We start from the raw sequence: 22901 nt of genomic DNA on the forward strand, positions 1-22901 counted from the left end.
AAATATTTAGCAATCAGTTTATAAGAAAATTATTTTTAATTAACTATTAATGAGGCAATGCAAGATGTCAAACAGCCGAGATGATTTTACGCAAGCAACTATTCAAAAGTTAAGCACAAATGTTAACAATATTTGCTCAAACCCAGAATGCAGAATAATAACAAAATCTGCTAAAACAGATGCTTTTGATAAAACCACTATTATTGGTGTTGCTGCACATATTCATGCCGCAGCAAAAGGAGGACCACGTTATAAAGGGGAAATGTCTTCCGAAGAAAGAAAAGCAGAAGGTAATGGTATTTGGTTGTGTCAAAATTGTGCGAGATTAATAGATGTAGAACCAGAAAAATATACTGCTGAATTATTATATGAATGGAAAAAACAGGCTTGTGAATTTGCTAGAAACAGTTTAGGTAAAAAATTACCCAAATTGAGTGATAATTATTCAAATCAAGAGCCATCTATTTCTATTGAGTTAGATTATATAGATTTAACAAATGGGTATGTTGTATATAATAAAATTGACAGAGCGGTAGTTCATTCTTTTTTGCATGAGTATTACGAAACCAAGTCAAATAAAATTAATTGCGTTGTTCCTCTGTTTGAAAAACAACTAAAAGAATTTAAAGAAAATAATAATTTAGATATTATTCAAAGAAATTATGCAATTAATTGGTATGAAGATGCAATCGATAAAACTCAAAATAAAGTTTCATTTATTTTAAATATGATTTTATCAAAAGAATTTATAAATTTTTTTGAAATATTCATAAATAAAATTCCTAGTTTGAAAAATATCATAGATATAACCACGGAGACACTTAATTATAGTCTTATTCCTGAGTACAGAGGTTTTCCAGCTTTAGGAAAGAAATTCGATATATGGAGAACCATTAAACCCAAATTATCTACAGCTATATATCTAGATAAATGCGATATTGAAGTGTTGCTAAAAAATGTAGATTTAAATAACGTAAAAGATTTAGCATTTGGCGCAGGATGGAGAAATTTGGGCGATATAAATGATTACAATATTAAACTTAAAGCATTATCTTCGATTCTTTTTTCAGTTTATTTTGATAGTGTTAATAAAGAGAACTATAAGTCGATCCAATTAATGGATTTATTACCAATTCATGACTGGCATATTGGATTAGGATAAATTCCAAGATTACAAATGTAGCAAGCAATCGTAGCAAGCGTAGGTTGGGTTGCAAACCCAACACATTCTTTACCAACTCTGAAATGTTGGGTCTCCGACCCAACCTACAGAATTCTTGGTCTGAAACTTCTCTTTTAGACGGCTTTGTTTTGATCCGTAGGTCGGATTCTCGAATCCGACTTATCTCCCCCCTGATATATCTCGGCATCACGGCATACCCCTATTTTGTCGGATACAAGTATCCGACCCGCCAAGCATCTGCCCACCACCCCGCAAATCCCCTACAATACCGCCCTTTCCCCTCTTTTCAGGTAGCCTCTGATGACTGCTCCGATGAACTGGGCGCAACTGCTCAGCACCAAACGTTTCAAAGCCCACAACGGCGAATGGGTGGCCACGGTCACTCCGTCGAGCCAGGAAGGCGCGGATGCGCTGCGCACGGATTTCCATATCGATTACGACCGCGTGGTGTTTTCCGGCGCCTTCCGCCGTTTGGGGCGCAAAACGCAGGTGCACCCCTTTGCCGAGCACGACCATACCCACAACCGCCTCACCCACAGCGTGGAGGTGGCCAGCGTGGGGCGCAGCCTGGGCAACCGGGTGGGCGTGATGATGGCGAAAGGCGGTTTTCTGCCGCCGGGCAACACGCCTTCCGACATCGGCGCGGTGGTTCAGGTAGCCTGTTTGGCGCACGATATGGGCAATCCGCCTTTCGGCCACACCGGCGAAGACGCTTTGCGCGAGTGGTTCCGCGATCCCGCCCATGCAGGCTACCTGAAAGGCCTGAGCGAGGCCGAGCGGCGCGATGTGCAAACCTATGAAGGCAACGCGCACAGCCTGCGTCTGCTGGCAAGTTTGGAAATGTACCGCAACCGCGGCGGCATGCGGCTCACCGCCGCTTCCATCGGCGCGCTGATGAAATACCCGTGGACCACCTCCGACCCCAAAGGTTTGAAAAAATTCAATATCTACCAAACCGAGCTGCCCTTTATTGAGCAGGTGGCGCAGGAATTGGGGCTACCTGAAACCGCGCCGCATCATTGGCTGCGCCACCCGCTCTCTTATCTGATGGAGGCCGCCGACGACATCTGCTACGCCCTATTGGATTTAGAAGACGCGGTGGAACTGGAACTGCTGCACGAATTGGAAGTGGAAAACATTCTGCAGGGCATCGCCCATGTGGACACCGTGTGGCAGGAACAATCCCCGCGCCAGCGCTGTGCCATGCTGCGCGGCATCGCCATCGGCCGCGCCATCGACGACATGGCGCAAACCTTTATCATGCACCAGTCTGATCTGCTCAACGGCCAGTTCCGCGGCAAAGACCTGTTGGCGCTCTGCAGCCCCGAGGTGCAGGACACTTTGGAAAAAGCCAAAGAGCTGGCGCGCACCCGCGTGTTCCGCCACCAAAGCAAGCTGATGACCGAAATTGCCGCCTTCCCCTGCATCGGCTCGATTCTCAACCTCTTGGTGCCGGCCACCTTCGCCTACGTCACCGAAAAACGCGTCAGCCCGCGCCAGTCGCTGGCTTTGGAGCTGCTGCGCGACGAGCCGATCAGCGAACACGATTCGCTGTATCTTGCCTATATGAAGATTCTCGATTTTGTCGGCGGCATGACCGACAACGCCGCCGCCCGCCTGGCCCGCGAAGTCTCCGGCATCGGCATGCTGTAAGGCTTACTCCGTAAAACTTCACAAATCTTCCGTTTAATCGGGAAATTTGTGAAGTTTTTTCTTTTTCAAAACATCATCTTCAAAAAACACCGCCAAGCACCTCTTGCCCAAACCCGCAAACCTCACTATTATTCGCGCTTCTTGATTTTCAGCACTCAGAGCAGCGCTGATTCAACACAGCGCACCCGTAGCTCAGTTGGATAGAGTATCTGGCTACGAACCAGAGGGTCGGGCGTTCGAATCGCTCCGGGTGCGCCATCAAGATTACGCGCCTATCGTCTAGCGGTTAGGACATCGCCCTTTCACGGCGGTAACCGGGGTTCGATTCCCCGTAGGCGTGCCAATTCAGAAAATCCCCTGCAAACTTTTGCAGGGGATTTTTGCTGCGTTGTTTTCTACGCATTTCATCACCACAATTAAGCAATAGAAAATTAGGCTGAGACCTTCGCAGAACCCCACAAAGATAGATAGACAAGCGAGCAGGCGCACAACATAGAAATGCGCCGCAGATGGGGGTTTTGCAAAGGTCTCAGCCTGTGCCATTGGCCAAGCAAGATGGCTTTGAACATGGAGAGCAAAGGATAGGCGGGACGGCCGCCGTTGTCGCACCAGTAGCGAGGCGGCGGGCGAGGTATGGTTCGATGGGTGCCCAATCGAGCATATGGTCGGGATTGATGGTTGGGGAAGGGCAAGATGTTTTTCGATGTGCTTGAGGACATCGGTGTGCAAAAGCTGCTTATGAACAAAACTCTCTAAATTACCCGGAGTTGGATGCGAGTGGGAGTTTAGAGAGTTTTTTTGGGGGTTTGGCAAAGGTCTCGGTTTGGCAAAACTCCTAATTTCCTACCCACATAAAGGGCTTCCTTATAGGATTCTCTGTTTCTTATGTTCGCCTTGCCATTTCCTTTTAAACAACCGCAATTTTAACAAAATTGCCAGACCTTCAGCGCTTACCTTACTTCTCCCCCAACTTCTTCAAAACCGCTTTCACCGTCTGAATCCGTGTTTCCACATCTTCCATCACCGCGCTTACGCGCAATTTGTCCGCGCCGGCCATGCGGTAGTTTTTGTTGCTTTGCATCAGTAGGATAATCTGCGCGGGGTCGATGTTGTGGTGTTTGCCGAAGGTGAGGGTAACGGCTTCAGCGGTGGCATCGAGCGCGTCTATGCCCATTTCTTTGGCGATGAGGCGGATGCGGTGGCTTTCAATTAGGGTTTTGACGGGTTGTTCGGGCAGGCCGAAGCGGTCGACGAGTTCTTCGTGCACGCTGTTGATTTGGCCTTCGGTTTCGCAGGTGGCGAGGCGTTTATAGAGCACTAGCCGCTCGTGGATGTCGGGGCAGTAGCTTTCGGGCAAGAGCGCGGGGCTGTGCAGTTTGATTTCGGTGGTTACACCCAGCGGTGCGTCGAGGTCGGGCTGGCGGCCTTTTTTGAGGTCGCGCACGGCTTGTTTGAGCATTTCGGTGTAGAGGGTGAAGCCGACCTGCATCATTTCGCCGCTTTGCCCTTCGCCGAGGATTTCGCCAGCACCGCGGATTTCCAAATCCTGCATGGCCAGCGTGAAGCCTGCGCCGAGTTCGTCGGCGGCGGAAATGGCATCGAGGCGTTTTTCGGCATCTTTGGTGATGTATTCGGGTGTGAGCAGGTAGGCGTAGGCTTGGTGGTGGCTGCGGCCGACGCGCCCGCGCAGTTGGTGCAGTTGGGCAAGGCCGAATTTGTCGGCGCGGTTGATGATGATGGTGTTGGCGTTGGGGATGTCGATGCCGGTTTCGATGATGGTGGAACACAGCAGCAGGTTGAACCGCTGTTGCAGAAAGTCGCGCATCACTTGTTCGAGTTCGCGTTCGCGCAATTGGCCGTGGGCAACGCCGATGCGGGCTTCGGGCAGCAGCTCTTGCAGGCGTTCGCGCATGTTTTCGATGGTTTCGACTTCGTTGTGTAAAAAGAATACTTGTCCGCCGCGTTTGAGTTCGCGTAGCACGGCTTCGCGCACGCTGGCTTCGCTGAAGGGTTTGACGAAGGTTTTAACAGCGAGGCGGCGGCTGGGCGCGGTGGTGATGAGCGAGAAATCGCGCAATCCTTCGAGCGCCATGCTGAGGGTACGCGGAATGGGGGTGGCGGTGAGGGTGAGGATGTCGACGTTGGCGCGCAGGCGTTTGAGCTGCTCTTTTTGGCGCACGCCGAAGCGGTGTTCTTCGTCGATAATCACCAAGCCTAAGTTTTTGAATTGGATATCGTCTTGCACGAGTTTGTGTGTGCCGATCACGATATCGACCGTGCCGTCGGCCATGCCGGCGAGCGTGGCTTTGGTTTCTTTGCTGCTGTTGAAGCGGGAAAGTTGGGCGACTTTAACGGGAAAATCGGCGAAGCGGTCGCTGAAATTTTGTGCGTGTTGTTCCACCAGCAGCGTGGTGGGGGCGAGCACGGCCACTTGTTTGCCGCCCATCACGGCCACGAAGGCGGCGCGCAAGGCGACTTCGGTTTTGCCGAAACCGACATCGCCGCACACGAGCCTGTCCATCGACTTGCCTTGGGTAAGGTCTTTGAGTACGGCGGCGATGGCGGCGGCTTGGTCTTCGGTTTCTTCGTAGCCGAAGCCGTCTGAAAAGGCTTGGTAGTCCAACTCGTTAAACTGGAATTTAAAGCCTTCTTGCGCGGCGCGTTGGGCGTAGAGATTGAGCAGTTCGGCGGCGGTGTCGCGTGCTTTTTCGGCGGCTTTGCGCTTGGCTTTGCTCCATGCGGCGGTGCCCAAGCGGTGCAGTTGCACGTTTTCATAGGCATGGCCGGAGTAGCGGCTGATCAGGTGCAGCTGCGACACGGGCACATAAAGCTGGGCTTCGTTGGCGTATTCGAGCAGCATCATTTCGGTACTGCCTTCGCCCAAATCCATGCTGACCAAACCCATATAGCGGCCGATACCGTGTTCTTCGTGCACAACGGGGTCGCCGATGTTGATTTCGGCCAAATCGCGCAAAAGGCCGTCTGAAACTTGGGCGTGTTTCTTGCGGCGTGCGGTGCGGCTGCGGGCGACGTATTGGTAGAGGTCGGATTCGGTGATGACGGCAAGGCCGGTTGTAGGCCGCGACATTTGCGCCGATTGTATTTTGTCGGATTCGAGAATCCGACCTACTTCGTCCGGTTCGTGCCTCTGACCAACATTTTCAGACAGGCTACCTGAAAGGCCGTATGAAAGATGGGCTTCCGTAGGTCGGATACTTGTATCCGACATTTGTGCCGATTGTGTTTTGTCGGATTCGGTAATCCAACCTACGGGTTCGGCCGATTCGGAAATACCGCCCGCGTTTTCAGACGGCAGCTGAAACCCGTACGCCAACTGCGTGACGGCGATACACAGCGGCGCATCGCTGTTTAAAAACGCCTGCCAGCCGTCCACGCTTTTCGGTTTCAGACCGTGCTGGGCAAAAAAGCCGAGCATGGTTTCGCGGCGGCCTGCGCTTTCGGCGCACAACAGAATCCTGCCCTCAAAGGCCGTCTGAAAACCGTGCAGGGCGGCGAGCGGGGTTTCGGATTGGCGGTTCACGGCCACATCGGGCAACTGGTGTGGCTTGCCGTGAAAGTCGGGCAGAATTTGCGGATAAGGTTTCAGACGGCCTGCAAACTGGTCTTCACTGAGATACAAATGCTGTGGATGCAAAGGCGGGTAAGTTTCGTCGCCCTTAGCCATCGCAAAGCGCGATTTGACATCCGACCAAAAGCGCGAAGCCTCGGCGTGCACGTCGCCGATGCACACCACCAGCGCTTCTTCGCCGATGTAGTCGAACAGCGTGGCCAATTCGTTTTCAAAAAACAGCGGCAGATAATATTCCACGCCCGCGCCGAAATGGCCGTTGCTCACGGCTTTGTAAACGGTGGCGGCGTTGTAGTCGCTTTCGATTTCTTCGCGGAAACGGCTGCGGAAGATTTTTTGCGCGTCGTCGTCGGTCGGGAACTCGTGCGCGGGCAGCAGGCGGATTTCGGAAACGGGCGCGATGGTGCGCTGGGTGTCGGGGTCGAAAGTTTTGATGCTGTCGATTTCATCGCCGAACATATCGAGGCGGTAGGGCAACTCCGCCCCCATCGGAAAAATATCCAAAATACCGCCGCGCACGGCAAATTCGCCGGCGGCAATCACGTTGGAAACATGGCTGTAACCCGCTTCAATCAAGTTTTCACGCAACGCGTCGATATCGAGCGTTTGCCCCGTTTTCAACCAAAACGTGCGCCCGAGCAGAAACGACACCGGTGCGAGCTTCTGCATGGCGGTGGCCACCGGCACCACCAACACGTCGGCCTGCCCGTTTTTCAGCTGCCACAAGGCAGAAAGCCGCTCCGAAACCAAATCCTGATGCGGCGAAAAACGTTCGTAGGGCAGCGTTTCCCAATCGGGCAGAAACACCGCATTATCCTGCGGGCGGAAAAACTGCCACGCGGTTTGCAGCCGCAAAGCCTGCTCCACGTCTTGCGTGAGAATGATTTTTACAGGTTGTTCAGGCAGGCATTCGGTAAGCATCAAAGGCAGGCTGCCGCGCGAAAGGCCGAGCCAGCGGGATTTTTGGGCGGGGGCGGGGATGGGAAACGGGCTCATACTTAATAAATATGGAAAATCAAAATTTTTTGGGGCTGAAGTAGATTAGCCCTAAACCTCACACCAAAGCCGCAGAATTTTTAGCTGCTGCTTTGGCGTTCCAAAATTAAAACGAAATTCACATTCTTTAAATTCGCATTCTTTCAAGAATAGAAGAAAGGACTTTAGGTCAATGCCATTATATTTGCGCAAGACACGCTTGGCCTGATTCCAGAAATTCTCAATGCCGTTGATGTGGTTTTGCCTCTCGGCAAAATGCGTGCTGTGATTGATGCGAAAATGCGCAAACTCGCTCACGTCCAAAACATCATAACTGCGGTAACAATCCGTATAAACAATACTGTCAGGCTCCACTTGTTCTCGGATGATCGGCATTAACGTGGCAGTTTTTGTATTGGGTACGGCAACAGTGTAAACCCTGCCGCTGCGCTTCAAAAGCCCGAATACCGCGATTTTCCCTGCCGCTCCACGTCCGCGCTTGCCTTTTTGACGACTGCCGAAGTAACTTTCGTCGGCTTCTATTTCGCCTTCAAGCATTTCCAGATGGGAGCTGTTTTGATAGATCAATAGACGCAAGCGGTGAAAGTAGTAGGCTGCAGTGTTTTTGTTGACGCCAACCAGTTGTGCTGCCGTACGCGCCGTCACGCCTGCAACGAACAGCTCAATGAGCTTGCTTTGTTTGTAACGACTCAAACGACTTCTTCTCATGGGAACATTCTAAGCCAAGATTGATGTTCCCTAGTTATCTAGGACAGCCCCATAATTTAAGGATATACAGATTTAAAGCCACCACCACCATACACAGCTCGGACTAAAAAGCCAAAAAATCATTCAGTGAAAGAGAATGTTGATTTACAAATCCAATTTACGCTTGACTTAATCAACTCCTGCCCGCGGCCGCCCGGCCCAACTCGGCCAAGGCCGCCAAGCGCAAGGTGTCGCGTCCCCAGCGCGGATGGCGCAGGCCGCGCATCCAGCCGATCGGCCGCAAGCCCTGCGCTATATGCCGCCGCACCTCGTCCGGCATCGCCGCCCAATACTGCCGCCACACCGGCACCGCCTGCGCCAGCAGGCCGTGTTCGTGCAACACCAAGGCGGTGGAATGCAGATAACACAGCCAGTCGCGCGCCTGGCATTGCGCTCTCGGCAACACCGCGGCCGGGTTGTCTTCAAAATCGATAAACGCAATCGAGCCGTCTGCGGCCACCACTATATTGCGGGCAAACGCCTGGCTGAGAAACTGCCCTTTGGCGTGCACCCCGCCAATCGCCGCCAGCCCGCGCTGCCAGCCGGCCAAGCTGCCCGCCTGCGCTTCCTGCTCAATGTGGTGCAGCAAGGTATTGCCGCCGGCATCGCTCATCAGCAAAGCATCTTCCTGCACCGCCAACAGTTTGGGCGCGGCAATGCCCGCCGCCGCCAATTCGCGCAAGCGGGCCGCCTCGGTGGCGATGCCGGCCTTGCCGCCCACATTCGGCACCGGCGTGAGCACGCTCAGGCGCAGCCATTTGGCCGCCGTGCCGAGCAAAGCATAACGCCATGCCGCATTGCGTTTGCCCGCCTTGCGCAGCCACACCCGCCTGCCGTCTGCCAACACATAGCCGGCAATGGTTTGCTCCTGACCGGCGGCCAACTCGGCCAAACGCTTGCTGTCATCCATGATTCGCGGTTTTTCCATTTAAACGGGCGGCATTATATCGCCATCCGGCGCCGGCACGCTCAGGGCGTATTCCATATGGCCGGCGAGACCGTATTGATCGGCCACGACCAAGTTTTCAGATGCCATACCCGCAGCCGCTTTCAGGTAGCCTGCCGCCCGCTGGGAGCCTGTGCCGATTGCGGCTATAATCGGCCGCCTGATTGCCCATTCTTTTGATAAGGAAACGCCCGTGTCTGATGTCTGCCTGTTTACCCTGCCCGACCAAGACGGCCAACTGTTTGCCGCCGCCGACCACCTGCCCTTGGTGCTGTATTTTTATCCGAAAGACAACACCCCCGGCTGCACCACCGAAGCCCAGGAATTCAGCGCCCTGCTGCCCGAATTTCAGGCTTTGGGTTTTCAGGTAGCCGGCATCTCGCGCGACAGCGTGAAAAGCCACCAAAACTTCGTTTGCAAATACGGCCTGCAATTGCCCTTATTGTCGGACGCCGACGAAACCGTGTGCCGCCAGTTCGATGTCATGAAAGAAAAAAATATGTACGGCAAAAAGGTATGGGGCATCGAGCGCAGCACCTTCGTGCTGGGGCAGGACGGCCAAATCCTGCACCAATGGCGCAAAGTGAAAGCCGCCGGCCACGCCCAAGCGGTTTTGGATGCGCTGAAAGGCTGAGATGGAATACTGCTACGCCGCCCCGTTCGGCACCCTGCTGTGCCGCCACGACGGCACACATTTCACCGAAATCGTGTTAAGCACCCAAGCGCAAAACTTCCTGCCGCCGCTGCCCGATAATCTGGCCCGGGATTTCGACCGCTACTTTGCCGGCAGCCTGAAAACCTTCCGCCATCCCGTTTCCCCCAAAGGCACGCCCTTCCAACAGCGCGTGTGGGCGGAAATTGCCGCCATTCCGGCCGGTCAAGTGCGTAGCTACCGCGAAATCGCCCAACGCATCGGCAGCCATCCGCGCCCCGTCGGCAGCGCCTGCGGCAAAAACCCGCTCCCCCTGCTGATTCCCTGCCACCGCGTAGTGGCCGCCGACGGCAGCCTCGGCGGCTTCAGCATGGGAGCCGATCCGGAACAGGGATTAAACATCAAACGCTGGCTGCTGGCCCACGAAGGCGTGAACATCTGATTGCTCAAACCGCCCGTGCAGGCTGAGACCTTTGCAAAACCTCCAGATGTGGATGCAGTTCAAGGCGTAGCAGCACAGCAAGCGAAGACATATCATATAGATAGGCAAGCGAGCGAGCAGCGCACAACGCAGAAATGCGCCACAGATGGGGGTTTTGCAAAGGTCTCAGGCTACCTGAAAAACTTGCCGCGTTCGTTTTGTCGCCAAACAGAGAGCAACCGTATATCGTAAGCGGTTTTAACACACGGCCGCCCGAAGGCGGCTGAAATGAAGTTTCATACCCAGATAAAACGATGGATACACTTCAACGCCCTGCCCTTGGCTTCCACTCATCATCACGTCGGCGAATAACTCACATAACGCCCGACCACAACCTTACTCCCTATTTCCCCTTCCCTACCCAGGAGTCTTTATGACCGCCCGTCTGCCCATTTTGGTTTTATACTACAGCCGCCACGGCGGCACCCTCAAACTCGCCCGCCAAATCGCCCGCGGCATCGACAGCGTTGTAGGCTGCGAGGCCCTGCTGCGCACCGTACCCGCCGTCTCCGCCGACTGCGAAGCCCTCGCCCCCGACATTCCTGACAGCGGCGCCCCCTACGCCACCTTGGAAGAGCTGCAAAACTGCCACGGTCTCGCCTTGGGCAGCCCCACCCGTTTCGGCAATATGGCCGCCCCGATGAAATACTTCCTCGACCAAACCAGCGGCTTGTGGCTTTCAGGTAGCCTGATCGGCAAGCCCGCCACCGTCTTTACCAGCACCGCTTCCCTACACGGCGGCCAGGAAAGCACCCTCCTGAGCATGATGATCCCCTTGCTGCACCACGGTATGTTGATCCAAGGCATCCCCTTCAGCGAGGCAGCCCTCAGCCACACCCAAAGCGGCGGCACCCCCTACGGCGCCAGCCACGCCGCCGGCAGCGAAGGCCAAGCCCAACTGAGCAGCGACGAAGCCAACCTGGCCTTCGCACAAGGCAAACGCCTGGCCGAATTGGTGCTTAAGCTTAAACTAGCTTGAGTGCCGAATCTGTTAACAATCGGTGTTGTCAATAGATTCCTCAACATACCCGATGTGATGCGGCAACACGCTCAATCACTCCTCGATTAGCCATCCTGTGATTCTGTTTTTGTCACGACGCTTTCTGACTGCTCGCTAACTGTACTGCCACTCCTTGAACCATACTCACATCTAAGGGCATTCCAAAAGTTCAATAGCTGGACCTTTGCAAAACCCCTAGATGTGGATGCCGTTCAAGACTTAGCAGCGCAGCCAGCGTTAGCACCAAGAATCCCTGTGGGACAGACATATCACGCGATAGGTAAGCGAGTGAACACTACCCTTGGAACATAAACGCACAACGCAGAAATGCGCCGCAGATGGCGGGTTTGCAAAAGTCTCCAGCTGAAAATATTGTTGTCTGCCTACCGCCGCTTTGCCCGCCCTATCCAACAGCCTTTACGGTATGATGCCGTCTGAACTACCCATTCTGAACACAAGGAGAGACCACCATGGCCACCCAAGACGATTTGAAACGCATTGCCGCCCAGAAAGCCGTCGATTTCGTGCCGGAAAACGAATACATCGGCATCGGTACCGGCAGCACCGTCAATTGCTTCATCGAGGCACTGGCCGCCAGCGGCAAGCGCATCAAAGGCGCGGTATCTACTTCACAAGCCACCAGCGAGCTGCTGGCCAAGTTTGAGATTCCCGAAATCCGCCTCAGCGATGTGCTGGGCCTGCCCGTGTATATCGACGGTGCCGACGAAGTGAACCACACCCTGCAAATGATCAAAGGCGGCGGCGGCGCCCTGTTGGCCGAGAAAATCGTCGCCAGTGCGTCCGAGCGGTTTATCTGCATCGCCGATGAAAGCAAATACGTTTCCCGCCTGGGTAAATTTCCCTTGCCGGTGGAAGTGATTCCCCACGCCCGCTCGCTGGTGTCGCGCCAGCTGCTCAAACTCGGCGGCGAACCGGAGCTGCGCATCGGCTTCACCACCGCCAGCGGCCACGAAATCGTGGATGTGCACGGACTGACCATTAACGAACCGCTCACCCTCGAAGACACCATCAACAAGATCCCCGGCGTGGTGGAAAACGGTCTCTTCGCCCGCCACCCCGCGCATGTTTTGGTGCTGGGCAAAACCGGCGGCGCGGAAGTGATCCAAATCGGCAGTTTATAAAACTGACGCAGCCACTCAGGCTACCTGAAAGCCTTTCAGGTAGCCTGAGACCTTTGCACCATCAGCAGCGTATTTCTGTGTTACGCATTGATGCCCTAGGGATGGTTGACACTTAGCCCATGTAGCGGTTTTTTGAAGAGAAATCTACAGCTGCCAGGCTCACTCGAAGAGGGCGGTTTGACACGCTGCGCCAGTAAAAACAGCCAACGCAGCAAGATTGCACATCTTGCGAGCATTTTTGCCGAAGTAAGCGGAGATTCTTACCCAAGCACCGCCATTAGGCGGATGGTCAACAGATCCTAAAGTTACTGATTAATTGCTTAGCTTTGTATGTGGTCTGTCTGAACCATTGCTGCACCAAGCGGGCATTTTTTCTCATGCCTCCGTCAACCAGTTTTCCATGCTTTCCACCTCTATGCCGCCCCTGCCCCATTCCCGCGCCTTCGGTTTTGCCCTTGCCGTCTTATTCGCTGGCCTGTTCGCATGGTTTTACGGCGCCGCCAACCTGCTCAGCGCCTACACGCCGTGGCAGATCCGCCCCGCGCTGCCGTTTGAAGCCGCCATTCCCCTGCTGCCGGCGTGGTCGGCGGTGTATCTGTCAATGCCGCTGATGCTGCTTTGGGGCGCATGGCGGCTGGAATGGACAACGCAATGGCGGCTGTTTGCCGTATTACTGGCCGAATTGCTTGTCGCCTGCTTGTGTTTCGTACTGCTGCCGGTTGACACCGCCTTTCCGCTAGCCGAAACAACCGGTTTCTGGCAGCCGCTCCACCAATTCGCCACTGCTCTGGCACTCGAGCGTAACCACCTGCCCTCCCTGCACATGGCCTTTGCGCTCACCGCTGCCCTCGCCCTGCAAGCCGCCTTGCCGCCCGCCGGGCGCCTGCTGGTTTGGTGCTGGGCGGCGCTGGTCGGTCTCAGCACCCTGTTTACCCACCAACACCACCTGCTCGATTTGGCTGCCGGCATGGCGCTGGCGCTGGCCGCCTGGCGGATGGTGCCGCCCTATGCCTGCAGACCGCGCTGTTTGCGGCGGGTTCGGCTGGGCTGGCTGTTGTGCGTGAACCAACAGGCGTTTGCCCGCCGCCATTTGCGCTACGGCTGGATCAGCCTGCTGCTGGCCGTGCAGCGCCTGATCCGTCCCCGCCGCGGTCGGCTGCTGATACGCGGTTTTGTGTTTCTACAAGCCGTGGACGATGTGATGGACGGCGACCGCCAAACCAAGGAAGCGCCCGCCGAGCTGGCCGAACGGCTGATCGCTGCATGGCAGAAAGGCCGTTTTGATGAAACAGACGATTGGCAACTATTGGCCGCCGCCTTTTATAACAGTCTGCGCCACACCGCCGCCCCCGATACCGCCCGCCGCGAAGTGGCCGAACTGCTCGGCGTAATGCGTGACGACCGCTTGCGGGCAGAGCAGGCCGCCGTCTGGTCCGCCGCCGCCATCCAAGCCCAACACCGCCGCACCTTCACACTCTCGCTCAACCTGCTGCTGGCCGCGCTGGGCTCGCCCCTGCGTGCGCAAGAAGTTCCCGAGTTGGTTGACGCCCTTGGCTGGTGCTCCACCGTGCGCGATCTGCGCGAAGACCTCGCCGCCGGCATCATCAATCTTCCCGCCGACATCTGGCGGCAACTGCCCGCCAACCCGCGCCAGGACCCTTCCGCGCTGCAACATCCTGCCCTCAGCCAATGGCTGCGGCAGGAACGGCAACACGCCCTGCGCCTGCTCGACCGCCTGGAACAAAGGCAGCCCGAATGGGCACGCGACCCCGCCGGCACCCGCATCGTGCGCCTCTTTGCACGCTCCGTGCGCCGCTTTGCCGGCCGCCGTTTTCACAAACTTTACCCCTGGCTGGCGGCCGAAGCCCGATAAGCCTGCGAATTCATTAGGGCCTATGTCGTCCATATACCAATACCTATCAACACCCCCTGATGTGGATGCAGTTCAAGGCGTAGCAGCGCAGCGAGTGCAGACATATCAGATAGATAGGCAAGTGAGTGAGCAGCGCACAACGCAGAAATGCGTCGCAGACAGGGAGTAAAGCTCTCAGGCTACCTGAAACTGTCGGGCACATCAGACACCCTGCTGCCTCATCGGGCAAAACCCTCTCTCAAACGGGGATTTCTGCTATGCTTGGTTCCGTTTCAGAATCGCTGAAACACGAATTTGATTGAGGTTTCTTTAACATCCGGCAACAAGGAGGCTTATGCACAACGCCCCCGATCTCCATGATTTCAGCCACCCCGTATTGGAACAGATCCGTTTCCGCTCCGGCGGCAGCGACGTATACGGCGGCCATGAAGTGACTCTGTTGAAAGACAGCAGCGAAAACTTTCCTGCCTGGCTCGAAGCAGTGGCATCTGCCCGCGATTATGTACTGATGGAAATGTATATCTTCGCCAACAACGACTTCGGCCGCCAAATGCGCGACCTATTGGTGGAAAAGGCAAAAGCCGGCGTCAAGGTGGTGCTGATCTACGACTGGCTGGGCTCGTTGTGGCCCTCCTTGCGCGGTTTTTTCAAACCCTTGCGCCAAGCCGGCGCCTTGGTGGTGCCTTACAATCCGATGGGCTTTGCCAGCGGCATCGGTTTGTTGTCGCGCAACCACCGCAAGTCGATTGTGGTGGACGGGCACACCGCTTTTGTCAGCGGGCTGTGCGTGTCGTCGGCTTGGGAAGGCAATCCGGCCAAAGGCATTGCTCCGTGGCGGGACGCCGGGGTTTGCCTGAAAGGGCCGGCGGTGGGCGAGGTGCTGCAAGCCGCGGCCGACAGCCTGCAGTCGCAAGGCCGCGAGCTGCCGGCCGGTATTTACACCGCCTGCGGCGAAGCCGGCACGGTGCGCGCCGGCGTGGTCGCCACCACGCCCAGCGACAACAATATGATGCGGCTGGATTTAAACGCCTTGGCTTTGGCCAACCGCAATCTGTGGCTCACCGATGCCTACTTCATGCCCACCCGGCTCTACACCCAGGCGCTGATCAATGCCGCCAATGCCGGCGTGGACGTGCGCTTGCTGGTGCCGCGTACATCGGATATTCCTTGGATCGGCCGCGTTTCCCGCACCCGCTACCGCGTCCTGCTGGAAGCGGGCGTGCGGGTGTTCGAATGGAACGGCCCGATGATTCATGCCAAAAGTGCGATTGCCGACGGCATTTGGGCGCGGATAGGCTCCACCAATCTCAATTTTTCCAGCTGGCACCTCAACCGCGAGCTGGACGTGGTCATCGAAGATGCCGGCGTGGTGCGCCAGTTGGAGCGGCAGTTTTTGGAAGACCTGAATCAAACCACCGAAGTGGTATTAAACGAAGAAGAGCACCAAATCATGCGCCAACGGCGGCGGCAGCATTTTTCGCGCCTGCGCATTTTCAACCGTCAGCAGGCACGCGCGGTTACCCGCCAATTTTTACAGCTGTCCCACGTTTTCGAGGGTAATTTCTACGGCACGCGCACGGTGGACGAAAACGAAGCCAAGGCTTATTTGAGTATGGGCCTGCTGATGCTGGCACTGGTGGCACTGCTGTGGTTTGCCCCCTATCTGCTGGTGGTGCCGGTGATGCTGCTGTTACTGGCCGGCGGCCTCTCCACCACCGTGCACGCCGTGCGCCAGCTGCGCAAATTCGAGCAGCATAAAAAGCGCCGCCAAGCATCGCCGCCACACCATGATTCAGAAAAATAAAACTTTTAAATTCAATATAATAAAATCAAAATTCAGCGAATTTAAATAAATTAAATCGAAAAGATAGTTTCAATAGTTAATTTTTTAGACTATAGTGCGCCCCATACCCGCTGCCGCCCAAACACATCCCTGTTTTCAGGTAGCTTTCTCCCCCGACCCGATAAATAAAGGAAACAACCATGTCCAAATGTCCCGTAACCCATCTGACCATGAACAACGGCGCGCCCGTTGCGGATAACCAAAACAGCATGACCGCCGGCCCGCGCGGCCCGCTGCTGGCGCAAGATTTGTGGCTGAACGAAAAACTGGCGAACTTCGTGCGCGAAGTGATTCCTGAGCGCCGTATGCACGCCAAAGGTTCCGGCGCTTTCGGTACGTTCACCGTCACCAACGACATCACCCAATACACCCGCGCGGCCATCTTCAGCAAAGTCGGCAAAAAAACCGAAATGTTCGCCCGCTTCACTACCGTAGCCGGTGAGCGCGGTGCGGCAGATGCCGAGCGCGACATCCGCGGTTTCGCCCTGAAGTTTTACACCGAAGAAGGCAACTGGGATATGGTGGGTAACAACACGCCGGTATTCTTCCTGCGCGACCCGCGTAAATTCCCCGATTTGAACAAAGCGGTAAAACGCGACCCGCGCACCAATATGCGTTCCGCTACCAACAACTGGGACTTCTGGACGCTGCTGCCCGAAGCCTTCCACCAAGTCACCATCGTGATGAGCGACCGCGGCATTCCCGCTACTTACCGCCATATGCACGGTTACGGTTCGCACACTTACAGCTTCTGGAACGAAGCAGGCGAGCGTTTCTGGGTGAAATTCCACTTCCACACCCAACAAGGCATTAAAAACCTGAGCAACGAAGAAGCCGCCGCCATTATTGCCGATGACCGCGAAAGCCACCAGCGCGACCTGTACGAGTCTATCGAGAAAGGCGATTTCCCGAAATGGACCATGTACGTACAAATCATGCCCGAGGCCGATGCCGAAAAAGTGCCCTACCATCCGTTCGACCTGACCAAAGTATGGCCGAAAAAAGACTATCCGCTGATCGAAGTGGGCGAGTTCGAATTGAACCGCAACCCCGAAAACTTCTTCGCCGATGTCGAACAGTCTGCTTTCGCACCGAGCAACTTGGTTCCCGGTATCGGCGTATCGCCCGACCGCATGCTGCAAGCCCGCCTGTTCAACTATGCCGATGCACAACGCTACCGCTTGGGCGTGAACCACAACCAAATTCCGGTAAACGCACCGCGCTGCCCCGTACACAGCAATGCCCGCGACGGTTACGGTCGCGTTGACGGCAACTACGGCAGCACCCTGCACTACGAGCCGAACAGTTTCGGCCAATGGCAAGAGCAGGCCCAATACGCCGAGCCGCCTTTGAAAATCAACGGTGATGCGGCACATTGGAACTACCGCGAAGACGATGCCGACTACTTCAGCCAACCGCGCGCACTGTTCAATCTGATGAGCGCCGAGCAGAAACAGGTACTGTTTAACAATACCGCAGCCGGCATGGGCGACGCACCGGACTTCATCAAATACCGCCACATCCGCAACTGTAACGCCTGCGACCCGGCTTACGGTGAGGGCGTTGCCAAAGCCTTGGGTCTGACCGTGGCCGATGCCATCGCCGCCCGCGAAAGCGACCCTGCTTTGGGCCAACCCGGCCTGCTGTAATCCGGCTGCCGAACAGCTTTTCCGCAAACCGGTAAAGGTTTGACGGAACCCATCCAAAGGCTACCTGAAAGCATTTCAGGTAGCCTTTTTTGCATAAAAATCATTCGGCCCAATTGTATTGGAAGCTGTTGACAGCGCAACGGAGTGACTGGTGAAGCGGTTTTTTTTCGCGGTAAAAACCGCGTATGCCGGGCGGAAAGGCGCGCGAGCCTGGATACCTGGCAAACATGAACCGCGCAACAGACGCAGCTTGTTAACGGGATAGCGAAGCGGACTTGCAAAGCCAAAATACCGCCGCAATACCAAAGGCCGACAGCCCCGGACCATCCCGCATATTCGATGAACAAACGTGCATATTTGTTTTTAATATTTAATCATTGTAAATTTTTATAATAATTTATATAATAATCGTTCCTATTATTATCGAATATGCACATCATGAAACCTGTTTACTTGTCTCAAGTCATCGCTTTACTGTTCTCAAGCACGGTCGTTTATGCGCAAACCTCCCCTTCCCAAGCCGCAACAGAGTTGGAAACCATCGAAGTGGTGGGAGAAAACGGGCACAAAGCCCCCAACACCACTGTATTGAAAGCGGAAGATCTGCAACGGACGGGCGCACAAAACATCGACGATATGTTTCTCTACGAGCCGGGCGTCGGCGTCCGCTCCAACAACCTTCAAGGCGGGCACGAAAGCATCAATATCCGCGGCATGGAAGGCAACCGCATCCTGATGACCATCGACGGCGTCCCCCTGCCCGATATGCATGCTGACATCGGGCCCACCGCCAACGCCGCCAGCGTGACCCGCGACACCATGGAAACCGACACCCTCCGCCAAATCACCGTTTCCAAAGGCGGCGACGCCGCAGCAGACGGCAGCGGCTCCTTAGGCGGCGCCGTAGCCATGACCACCTACCGGCCCGCCGATTTTGTGCGTGCCGACAAACCTTTCTACTTCGGCCTGAAATACGGCTACCGCAGCAGCTACCGCAGCCACGGCGCCACCGCCACCGCAGCCGGCCAAACCGGCCCGGTTTCCGGTCTGCTGATGCTGACCCGCCGCAATCTTCACGAAGCAAAAAACTATGCCGAAAACGACGGCAACGGTGCCAAACGCACCGTTTCCAACCGGCAAGAAAACCGAAATTACAATGTCTTAGCCAAAGGCGGCATCGGTAATGACACACACAATATCGAAGCGGTATTCGAACAGTTTGCCCGCCAAAGCGACACCAACCGCCAAGAAAAACTCGGCACCGGCCGTTCGCGCAGCGGCAACAGGCTCGACACACCGCTGGCGCTGGCTTACGACGAATACAAGCGCCGCCGTTTCGGCCTCACCTACCGCTATACGCCGGCCGGCAGCTGGCTCGACAGCCTGTCCGCCCATGCTTACCGGCAAACATTCGATGTGGACAACGACAGCCACCAGATAACCCACAGCACGCCGCCTAACGGCGGCCCGACCCGCACCCAGGAAACCCGGGACCACAATACCTTTACCCAACACCTCACTGGCACTGGCGTGGACCTGAGCGCCCACGCCCATACCGGCAGCATCACCCACCGCATCCGCGCCGGCCTGAGTTACCGCCTGAAAGAGCACGACCGCCTACTCAGCAAAACCGTTTCGGATACCCGCACAGGCAACAGCGCCGGCGAACAGCGCTTTTTCCCTTCTTACAAACAGCACGCCCTCAGCCTCTACGGCGAAGACCGCCTGGTGTTTAACAACGGCGCCGAACTGACGTTCAGCCTGCGCCACGAACGGGAAAAAACCCGCTTCGACATCGACGAGGCCTTCCGCCAAACCAGCAACAATATTCCGCTTGCCGACAGCGTCAGCCACCATGCTTGGCTGCCCGGCGTGCGCTTCAGCATGCCCTTTAGCAAAACTCTCACCGGCTTTGCTGCCTACTCCCGCGGCTACCGTTCGCCGCCGGTGGATTTGATGGCGTCCGGCTACGACAGCTTCCGCGGCTATCGCGTCGTGCCCAACCTCGACCTCAAACCCGAAACCTCGCACAACTTCGAAACCGGCCTTCGCTACCGTAGCCCAACCCTCCGCTTGGACGCCACCGCTTTCTACAACCGCTACAAAGACTTTATTGCCACCGCTGAAAAAGCCTCCCCGGCCCCCGGCTATGTTTCCGAGTTTTATTTCAGCAACCTAGACCGGGCCAAAACTTACGGCCTCGAACTCTCCGGCGGCTGGCACATCACGCCTGCTTGGCGCCTGAACGGCAGCGTGGCTTGGATGCGCGGCAAAAACGAAAGCCTCAACCAGCCGCTCTCCACCGCCTACCCCTTGAACGGCGTGCTGGGGCTGGACTATGAACGCGAACAGTGGGGCGTCGGCACCCGTCTGCGCTGGGCGGCAGCCCGCCACCGCGTCAAAGCCGGCGACTTCCGCGCACCGGGCTACGGCGTGTGGGACCTCACCGCACATTACCGTCCTTGGAAAAATCTGGAACTCCATGCCGGCATCTACAACATCGGCGACAAACGCTATTGGCACTTCGCCGATGTCGGCGGCGTGAAAGCCGATGCCGCGGTTGACCGCTATACCCAACCCGGCCGCAACTTCTCATTGGGCTTACATCTGCAATTCTAAAACCGCTTTTCAGGTAGCCTGCGCGGCCACAGGCTAAGACCTTTGCAAAACCCTCAGATGTGGATGCAGTTCAAGGCGTAGCAGCGCAGCGAGCGTGAACATCAGGAATCACTGTGGGACAGACATATCATCTACAAGGCTAAGCGAGCGAGCAGTACCCATAGGGCATAAACGCACAACGCAGAAATGCGCCGCAGATGGGGGTTTTGCAAAGGTCTCAGGCTACCTGAACACATATCCGTCAAAAACAGATACCGCTATGCATACCATCAGAATCTTACTCACCGCCCTACTCTGCTGGGTTTCGGCAGCCGCCGCCGCGCAGAGCGGCAGCTTCCAAACCTTCCGCTTTACCGCCCAAGACGGCCAAGAGCGGCCTTACATTGTCTATACCCCGCCCCACGTCGAGGCCGGCGAACCACGCCCCCTACTGGTGCACCTGCACGGCGCCATCGCTTCCCCGCAAATACGCAGCGACCCGCTGGCCAGCGTTCAACGCTCCAGCTTCCTCAAACTGGCCGATGCCGGCCGCTACTATGTGCTGTTTCCGTTCGGCCAAAAAGACGCCGGCTGGTTCGACCCCGTCGGCGTGAACATGGTGCTGGGCGAAGTGGACGCCGTACTGCGCGATTTCCCCGCCGCCGACCCCGACCGGGTCTTTCTCAGCGGCTTTTCCGACGGCGGCTCCGGCACCCTGTATCTGGCTGCCACCCATCCCGACCGCTTCGCCGGCTTCATCGCCATGAACGGCTCGCTGCCGGTGGCCGCCCATCTGGGCAGCACGCCCGTGTACCCGCAAAACTTCAACCGCAAGCCGCTCTACATCATCAATACCCGCAGCGATATGCTGTATCCGGCCGATATGATGCAGCCGGTGGCCGAAGAGTTGCGCCGCCACCATCTGGATCTCATTTTCAGCACGCCTGAAGGCGGTCACGATATGCGCTATTTGCCGCAAGAGATTCCCGCCCTGACCGCCTTCATCAACCGCCACCGCCGTCAAACCCCCACCCAACTGATATGGGAAAGCAGCGGCGAAGCGGCGCAAGGCAGCGAATGGCTGCACATCGAACGCCTCAAGCCCCAAGCCGAACCGCAGCTTTGGCACCGTCCCTACCGGCTGACCCTATTCAACAACAAAGCCTCCTTCGGCATGGCCTTCGACCCTGCCTACCGCAACGGGCTGAAAGTGGCCGGCTTTGGCAAAGAAAACAGCACCGCGCAAAACATCGGCGTCCGCATCGGCGACATCGTGCTCAAAATGGGCGAAACCACCATGAACCACCCCTACGCCCCCTATCTTTATTTGGCAGACAAACGGGCCGGCGACCCGGTGGACATCACCGTGTTGCGCGACGGCCGCGAAACCGTTTTGCGCGGCCGCTTCAACGAAGGCTACCACTATCAGGTATTCGAGAAGCAGCCGGTGTCGGGTAAAATCCGCGCCCGCATCGACCGCGGCCGCCTGCTGGTGGACACCTCCCGCGTCGCCGCTTTCCGCATCGACTTTTCCCGTTTGCCGCAACCGGTGCACAGCATCGTCATCAACGGCAAAACACACCCTGCGGCTTCCCTCAGCGGCAGCCAATTGTTTGAAACCGAATAACCCGGCCTGCCCACAGGCTACCTGAAAGGACATCCATGAAAAAAATCCTCCTGCCCGCCCTCTTGGCCGCACTGCTGCCTCTGGCACAGGCGCAAACGCCCGCCCAAGCGCGCATCGTTACCCTCAGCCCGGACGTGACCGATGTGGTGGTGGCGCTGGGCGCCACCCATCAAATCGTCGGCCGCGACCAAACCGCCACCAATCCGGCCGTCAAAAACGTGCCCAATATCGGCATCCACCGCCAGCTCACCGTCGAGCCGATTGCGGCCGTCCGCCCCACCTTGGCCATCGGCTCCTGGATGGCGCAGCCGGCCGGCATTTACAGCCACCTCAACCGCGTCGGCATCAAAGCCGTCAATGTGGCGCCGGATGACAGCATCAACGCTTATCCGGCCAGCATCCGCCAAATCGGCCAACTGATCGGCAAAACCCGCGAAGCCAACACGCTGGCTGCACGCTGGCAAAGCGGCGTCAGCCAGCTACCTGCCACCGGCAAGCGCTACCTGATGAGCTATGACGGCCGCTTGGTGGCCGGCCGCAACACCGCCGCCGACGAACTCATCCGCCGCGCCGGCGGCATCAATGCCGCCGCCAATATCGACGGCATCAAACCCCTCAACCGCGAAGCCTGGATCGCCGCCAAACCCGACGTCATCATCATTGCCGAACACAACAGCCACCTGATCGGCGGCGTCGGCCAGTTTGCCGCCCGCCCCGAAGTGGCCGGCAGCCCCGCTGCGCAAACGCGCAACATCCATCTGTGGCCGGCCAACGACTTCTTCCGCTACGGTTTGGATACGCCCCAAGTCTTGCGCCGACTGCACAATCTCGGCCGCGCCCGCCGCTGAGCCGCCTGAGGCCGCCCTCCCCGCCAAGCACCCGCCGCCAACGCGGCCGGCTTGGCGGGCCTGTTTTCCCGCTC

16 protein-coding genes, 2 tRNA genes and 3 pseudogenes are annotated in these 22901 nt (G+C 56.5%); 14 read left to right on the plus strand and 7 right to left on the minus strand.

Annotated elements, in window-relative coordinates:
• Window positions 1-64: 64 nt before the first annotated feature.
• The 4 genes from HMPREF9371_RS12550 to HMPREF9371_RS07080 all read left to right on the plus strand — a co-directional run bounded on the left by HMPREF9371_RS12550 (window position 65) and on the right by HMPREF9371_RS07080 (window position 3179).
• Window positions 65-1162, plus strand: a complete 1098-nt coding sequence (locus tag HMPREF9371_RS12550) for a hypothetical protein (RefSeq protein ID WP_009119337.1) — start codon at window positions 65-67, stop codon at window positions 1160-1162.
• A gap of 321 nt (window positions 1163-1483) precedes the next feature.
• Complete coding sequence (locus HMPREF9371_RS07070; protein WP_009119338.1) at window positions 1484-2836, plus strand: deoxyguanosinetriphosphate triphosphohydrolase; 1353 nt, start codon at window positions 1484-1486, stop codon at window positions 2834-2836.
• 181 nt (window positions 2837-3017) lie between these two features.
• Window positions 3018-3094 (plus strand) — tRNA-Arg (locus tag HMPREF9371_RS07075).
• A gap of 10 nt (window positions 3095-3104) precedes the next feature.
• Window positions 3105-3179, plus strand: a tRNA-Glu gene (locus HMPREF9371_RS07080).
• Window positions 3180-3365: 186 nt separating this feature from the next.
• Here the strand turns inward: HMPREF9371_RS07080 and HMPREF9371_RS13505 are convergent.
• The 4 genes and pseudogenes from HMPREF9371_RS13505 to HMPREF9371_RS07095 all read right to left on the minus strand — a co-directional run.
• Window positions 3366-3497: pseudogene (locus tag HMPREF9371_RS13505) on the minus strand (IS5/IS1182 family transposase); the annotation flags it as partial.
• 294 nt (window positions 3498-3791) lie between these two features.
• Window positions 3792-7421, minus strand: a complete 3630-nt coding sequence (gene mfd / locus HMPREF9371_RS07085; protein ID WP_009119339.1) for a transcription-repair coupling factor — start codon at window positions 7419-7421, stop codon at window positions 3792-3794.
• Window positions 7422-7472: 51 nt separating this feature from the next.
• Window positions 7473-8129 (minus strand): IS1595 family transposase, encoded by a 657-nt coding sequence (locus tag HMPREF9371_RS07090; protein ID WP_009119340.1) that lies wholly within the window; start codon window positions 8127-8129, stop codon window positions 7473-7475.
• Between the two features lie 172 nt (window positions 8130-8301).
• The gene (locus HMPREF9371_RS07095; RefSeq protein ID WP_415752580.1) at window positions 8302-9078 is read right to left on the minus strand and encodes a BUD32 family EKC/KEOPS complex subunit; all 777 of its coding nucleotides are present in this window, start codon (window positions 9076-9078) and stop codon (window positions 8302-8304) included.
• Window positions 9079-9307: 229 nt separating this feature from the next.
• Between HMPREF9371_RS07095 and HMPREF9371_RS07100 the strand changes: the two genes are divergently transcribed.
• The 3 genes from HMPREF9371_RS07100 (at window position 9308) to wrbA (ending at window position 11226) form a co-directional block, all read left to right on the plus strand.
• The gene (locus HMPREF9371_RS07100) at window positions 9308-9748 is read left to right on the plus strand and encodes a peroxiredoxin (protein WP_040660943.1); all 441 of its coding nucleotides are present in this window, start codon (window positions 9308-9310) and stop codon (window positions 9746-9748) included.
• A 1-nt stretch (window position 9749) separates the two neighbouring features.
• Window positions 9750-10208: a methylated-DNA--[protein]-cysteine S-methyltransferase gene (locus HMPREF9371_RS07105; RefSeq protein WP_009119343.1), complete on the plus strand. Its 459-nt coding sequence runs from the start codon at window positions 9750-9752 to the stop codon at window positions 10206-10208.
• Between the two features lie 412 nt (window positions 10209-10620).
• Window positions 10621-11226, plus strand: coding sequence for an NAD(P)H:quinone oxidoreductase (gene wrbA, locus HMPREF9371_RS07110; protein WP_009119345.1), 606 nt, complete (start codon window positions 10621-10623; stop codon window positions 11224-11226).
• A gap of 190 nt (window positions 11227-11416) precedes the next feature.
• Here wrbA and HMPREF9371_RS14030 read toward each other — a convergent pair.
• Window positions 11417-11600 (minus strand): annotated as a pseudogene (locus HMPREF9371_RS14030) (ATP-dependent exonuclease).
• 117 nt (window positions 11601-11717) lie between these two features.
• Here HMPREF9371_RS14030 and rpiA point away from each other — a divergent pair.
• A complete protein-coding gene (gene rpiA, locus HMPREF9371_RS07115; protein ID WP_009119346.1) occupies window positions 11718-12389 on the plus strand; it encodes a ribose-5-phosphate isomerase RpiA in 672 nt (223 codons plus the stop codon).
• A gap of 400 nt (window positions 12390-12789) precedes the next feature.
• Window positions 12790-14262: a phosphatase PAP2 family protein gene (locus HMPREF9371_RS07120; protein ID WP_232203085.1), complete on the plus strand. Its 1473-nt coding sequence runs from the start codon at window positions 12790-12792 to the stop codon at window positions 14260-14262.
• 20 nt (window positions 14263-14282) lie between these two features.
• Here HMPREF9371_RS07120 and HMPREF9371_RS13520 read toward each other — a convergent pair whose 3' ends face one another.
• Window positions 14283-14420: a lipoprotein signal peptidase gene (locus tag HMPREF9371_RS13520; protein WP_083813995.1), complete on the minus strand. Its 138-nt coding sequence runs from the start codon at window positions 14418-14420 to the stop codon at window positions 14283-14285.
• 176 nt (window positions 14421-14596) lie between these two features.
• Between HMPREF9371_RS13520 and HMPREF9371_RS07125 the strand changes: the two genes are divergently transcribed.
• From HMPREF9371_RS07125 to HMPREF9371_RS07135, 3 genes are all read left to right on the plus strand, one after another.
• Window positions 14597-16066, plus strand: coding sequence for a phospholipase D-like domain-containing protein (locus HMPREF9371_RS07125; protein WP_009119348.1), 1470 nt, complete (start codon window positions 14597-14599; stop codon window positions 16064-16066).
• A gap of 179 nt (window positions 16067-16245) precedes the next feature.
• A complete protein-coding gene (locus HMPREF9371_RS07130; protein ID WP_009119349.1) occupies window positions 16246-17754 on the plus strand; it encodes a catalase in 1509 nt (502 codons plus the stop codon).
• 438 nt (window positions 17755-18192) lie between these two features.
• On the plus strand, window positions 18193-20373 hold the full coding sequence (locus tag HMPREF9371_RS07135) for a TonB-dependent hemoglobin/transferrin/lactoferrin family receptor (RefSeq protein ID WP_040660945.1): 2181 nt from the start codon (window positions 18193-18195) through the stop codon (window positions 20371-20373).
• A gap of 33 nt (window positions 20374-20406) precedes the next feature.
• On the opposite strand, the pseudogene HMPREF9371_RS13525 reads toward HMPREF9371_RS07135, so the two are convergent.
• Window positions 20407-20609 (minus strand): annotated as a pseudogene (locus HMPREF9371_RS13525) (ATP-dependent exonuclease).
• 23 nt (window positions 20610-20632) lie between these two features.
• Here HMPREF9371_RS13525 and HMPREF9371_RS07140 point away from each other — a divergent pair.
• Both HMPREF9371_RS07140 and HMPREF9371_RS07145 read left to right on the plus strand, forming a co-directional pair.
• Complete coding sequence (locus HMPREF9371_RS07140; RefSeq protein WP_009119351.1) at window positions 20633-21979, plus strand: carboxylesterase family protein; 1347 nt, start codon at window positions 20633-20635, stop codon at window positions 21977-21979.
• 35 nt (window positions 21980-22014) lie between these two features.
• Window positions 22015-22827: a heme/hemin ABC transporter substrate-binding protein gene (locus tag HMPREF9371_RS07145; protein ID WP_009119352.1), complete on the plus strand. Its 813-nt coding sequence runs from the start codon at window positions 22015-22017 to the stop codon at window positions 22825-22827.
• The last annotated feature ends 74 nt before the right edge of the window (window positions 22828-22901 follow it).

It is taken from the genome of Neisseria shayeganii 871, assembly GCF_000226875.1.
In the GTDB taxonomy this organism is placed as follows: Bacteria; Pseudomonadota; Gammaproteobacteria; order Burkholderiales; family Neisseriaceae; genus Eikenella; species Eikenella shayeganii.

Excerpts from the sequence above, each read along its gene's own strand:
- HMPREF9371_RS12550 (WP_009119337.1), top strand. The coding sequence starts at position 65 with ATGTCAAACAGCCGAGATGATTTTACGCAAGCAACTATTCAAAAGTTA.
- HMPREF9371_RS07070 (WP_009119338.1), top strand. The coding sequence starts at position 1,484 with ATGACTGCTCCGATGAACTGGGCGCAACTGCTCAGCACCAAACGTTTC.
- mfd (WP_009119339.1), bottom strand. The coding sequence starts at position 7,421 with ATGAGCCCGTTTCCCATCCCCGCCCCCGCCCAAAAATCCCGCTGGCTC.
- HMPREF9371_RS07090 (WP_009119340.1), bottom strand. The coding sequence starts at position 8,129 with ATGAGAAGAAGTCGTTTGAGTCGTTACAAACAAAGCAAGCTCATTGAG.
- HMPREF9371_RS07095 (WP_415752580.1), bottom strand. The coding sequence starts at position 9,078 with ATGGATGACAGCAAGCGTTTGGCCGAGTTGGCCGCCGGTCAGGAGCAA.
- HMPREF9371_RS07105 (WP_009119343.1), top strand. The coding sequence starts at position 9,750 with ATGGAATACTGCTACGCCGCCCCGTTCGGCACCCTGCTGTGCCGCCAC.
- wrbA (WP_009119345.1), top strand. The coding sequence starts at position 10,621 with ATGACCGCCCGTCTGCCCATTTTGGTTTTATACTACAGCCGCCACGGC.
- rpiA (WP_009119346.1), top strand. The coding sequence starts at position 11,718 with ATGGCCACCCAAGACGATTTGAAACGCATTGCCGCCCAGAAAGCCGTC.
- HMPREF9371_RS07120 (WP_232203085.1), top strand. The coding sequence starts at position 12,790 with ATGCTTTCCACCTCTATGCCGCCCCTGCCCCATTCCCGCGCCTTCGGT.
- HMPREF9371_RS07125 (WP_009119348.1), top strand. The coding sequence starts at position 14,597 with ATGCACAACGCCCCCGATCTCCATGATTTCAGCCACCCCGTATTGGAA.
- HMPREF9371_RS07130 (WP_009119349.1), top strand. The coding sequence starts at position 16,246 with ATGTCCAAATGTCCCGTAACCCATCTGACCATGAACAACGGCGCGCCC.
- HMPREF9371_RS07135 (WP_040660945.1), top strand. The coding sequence starts at position 18,193 with ATGAAACCTGTTTACTTGTCTCAAGTCATCGCTTTACTGTTCTCAAGC.
- HMPREF9371_RS07140 (WP_009119351.1), top strand. The coding sequence starts at position 20,633 with ATGCATACCATCAGAATCTTACTCACCGCCCTACTCTGCTGGGTTTCG.
- HMPREF9371_RS07145 (WP_009119352.1), top strand. The coding sequence starts at position 22,015 with ATGAAAAAAATCCTCCTGCCCGCCCTCTTGGCCGCACTGCTGCCTCTG.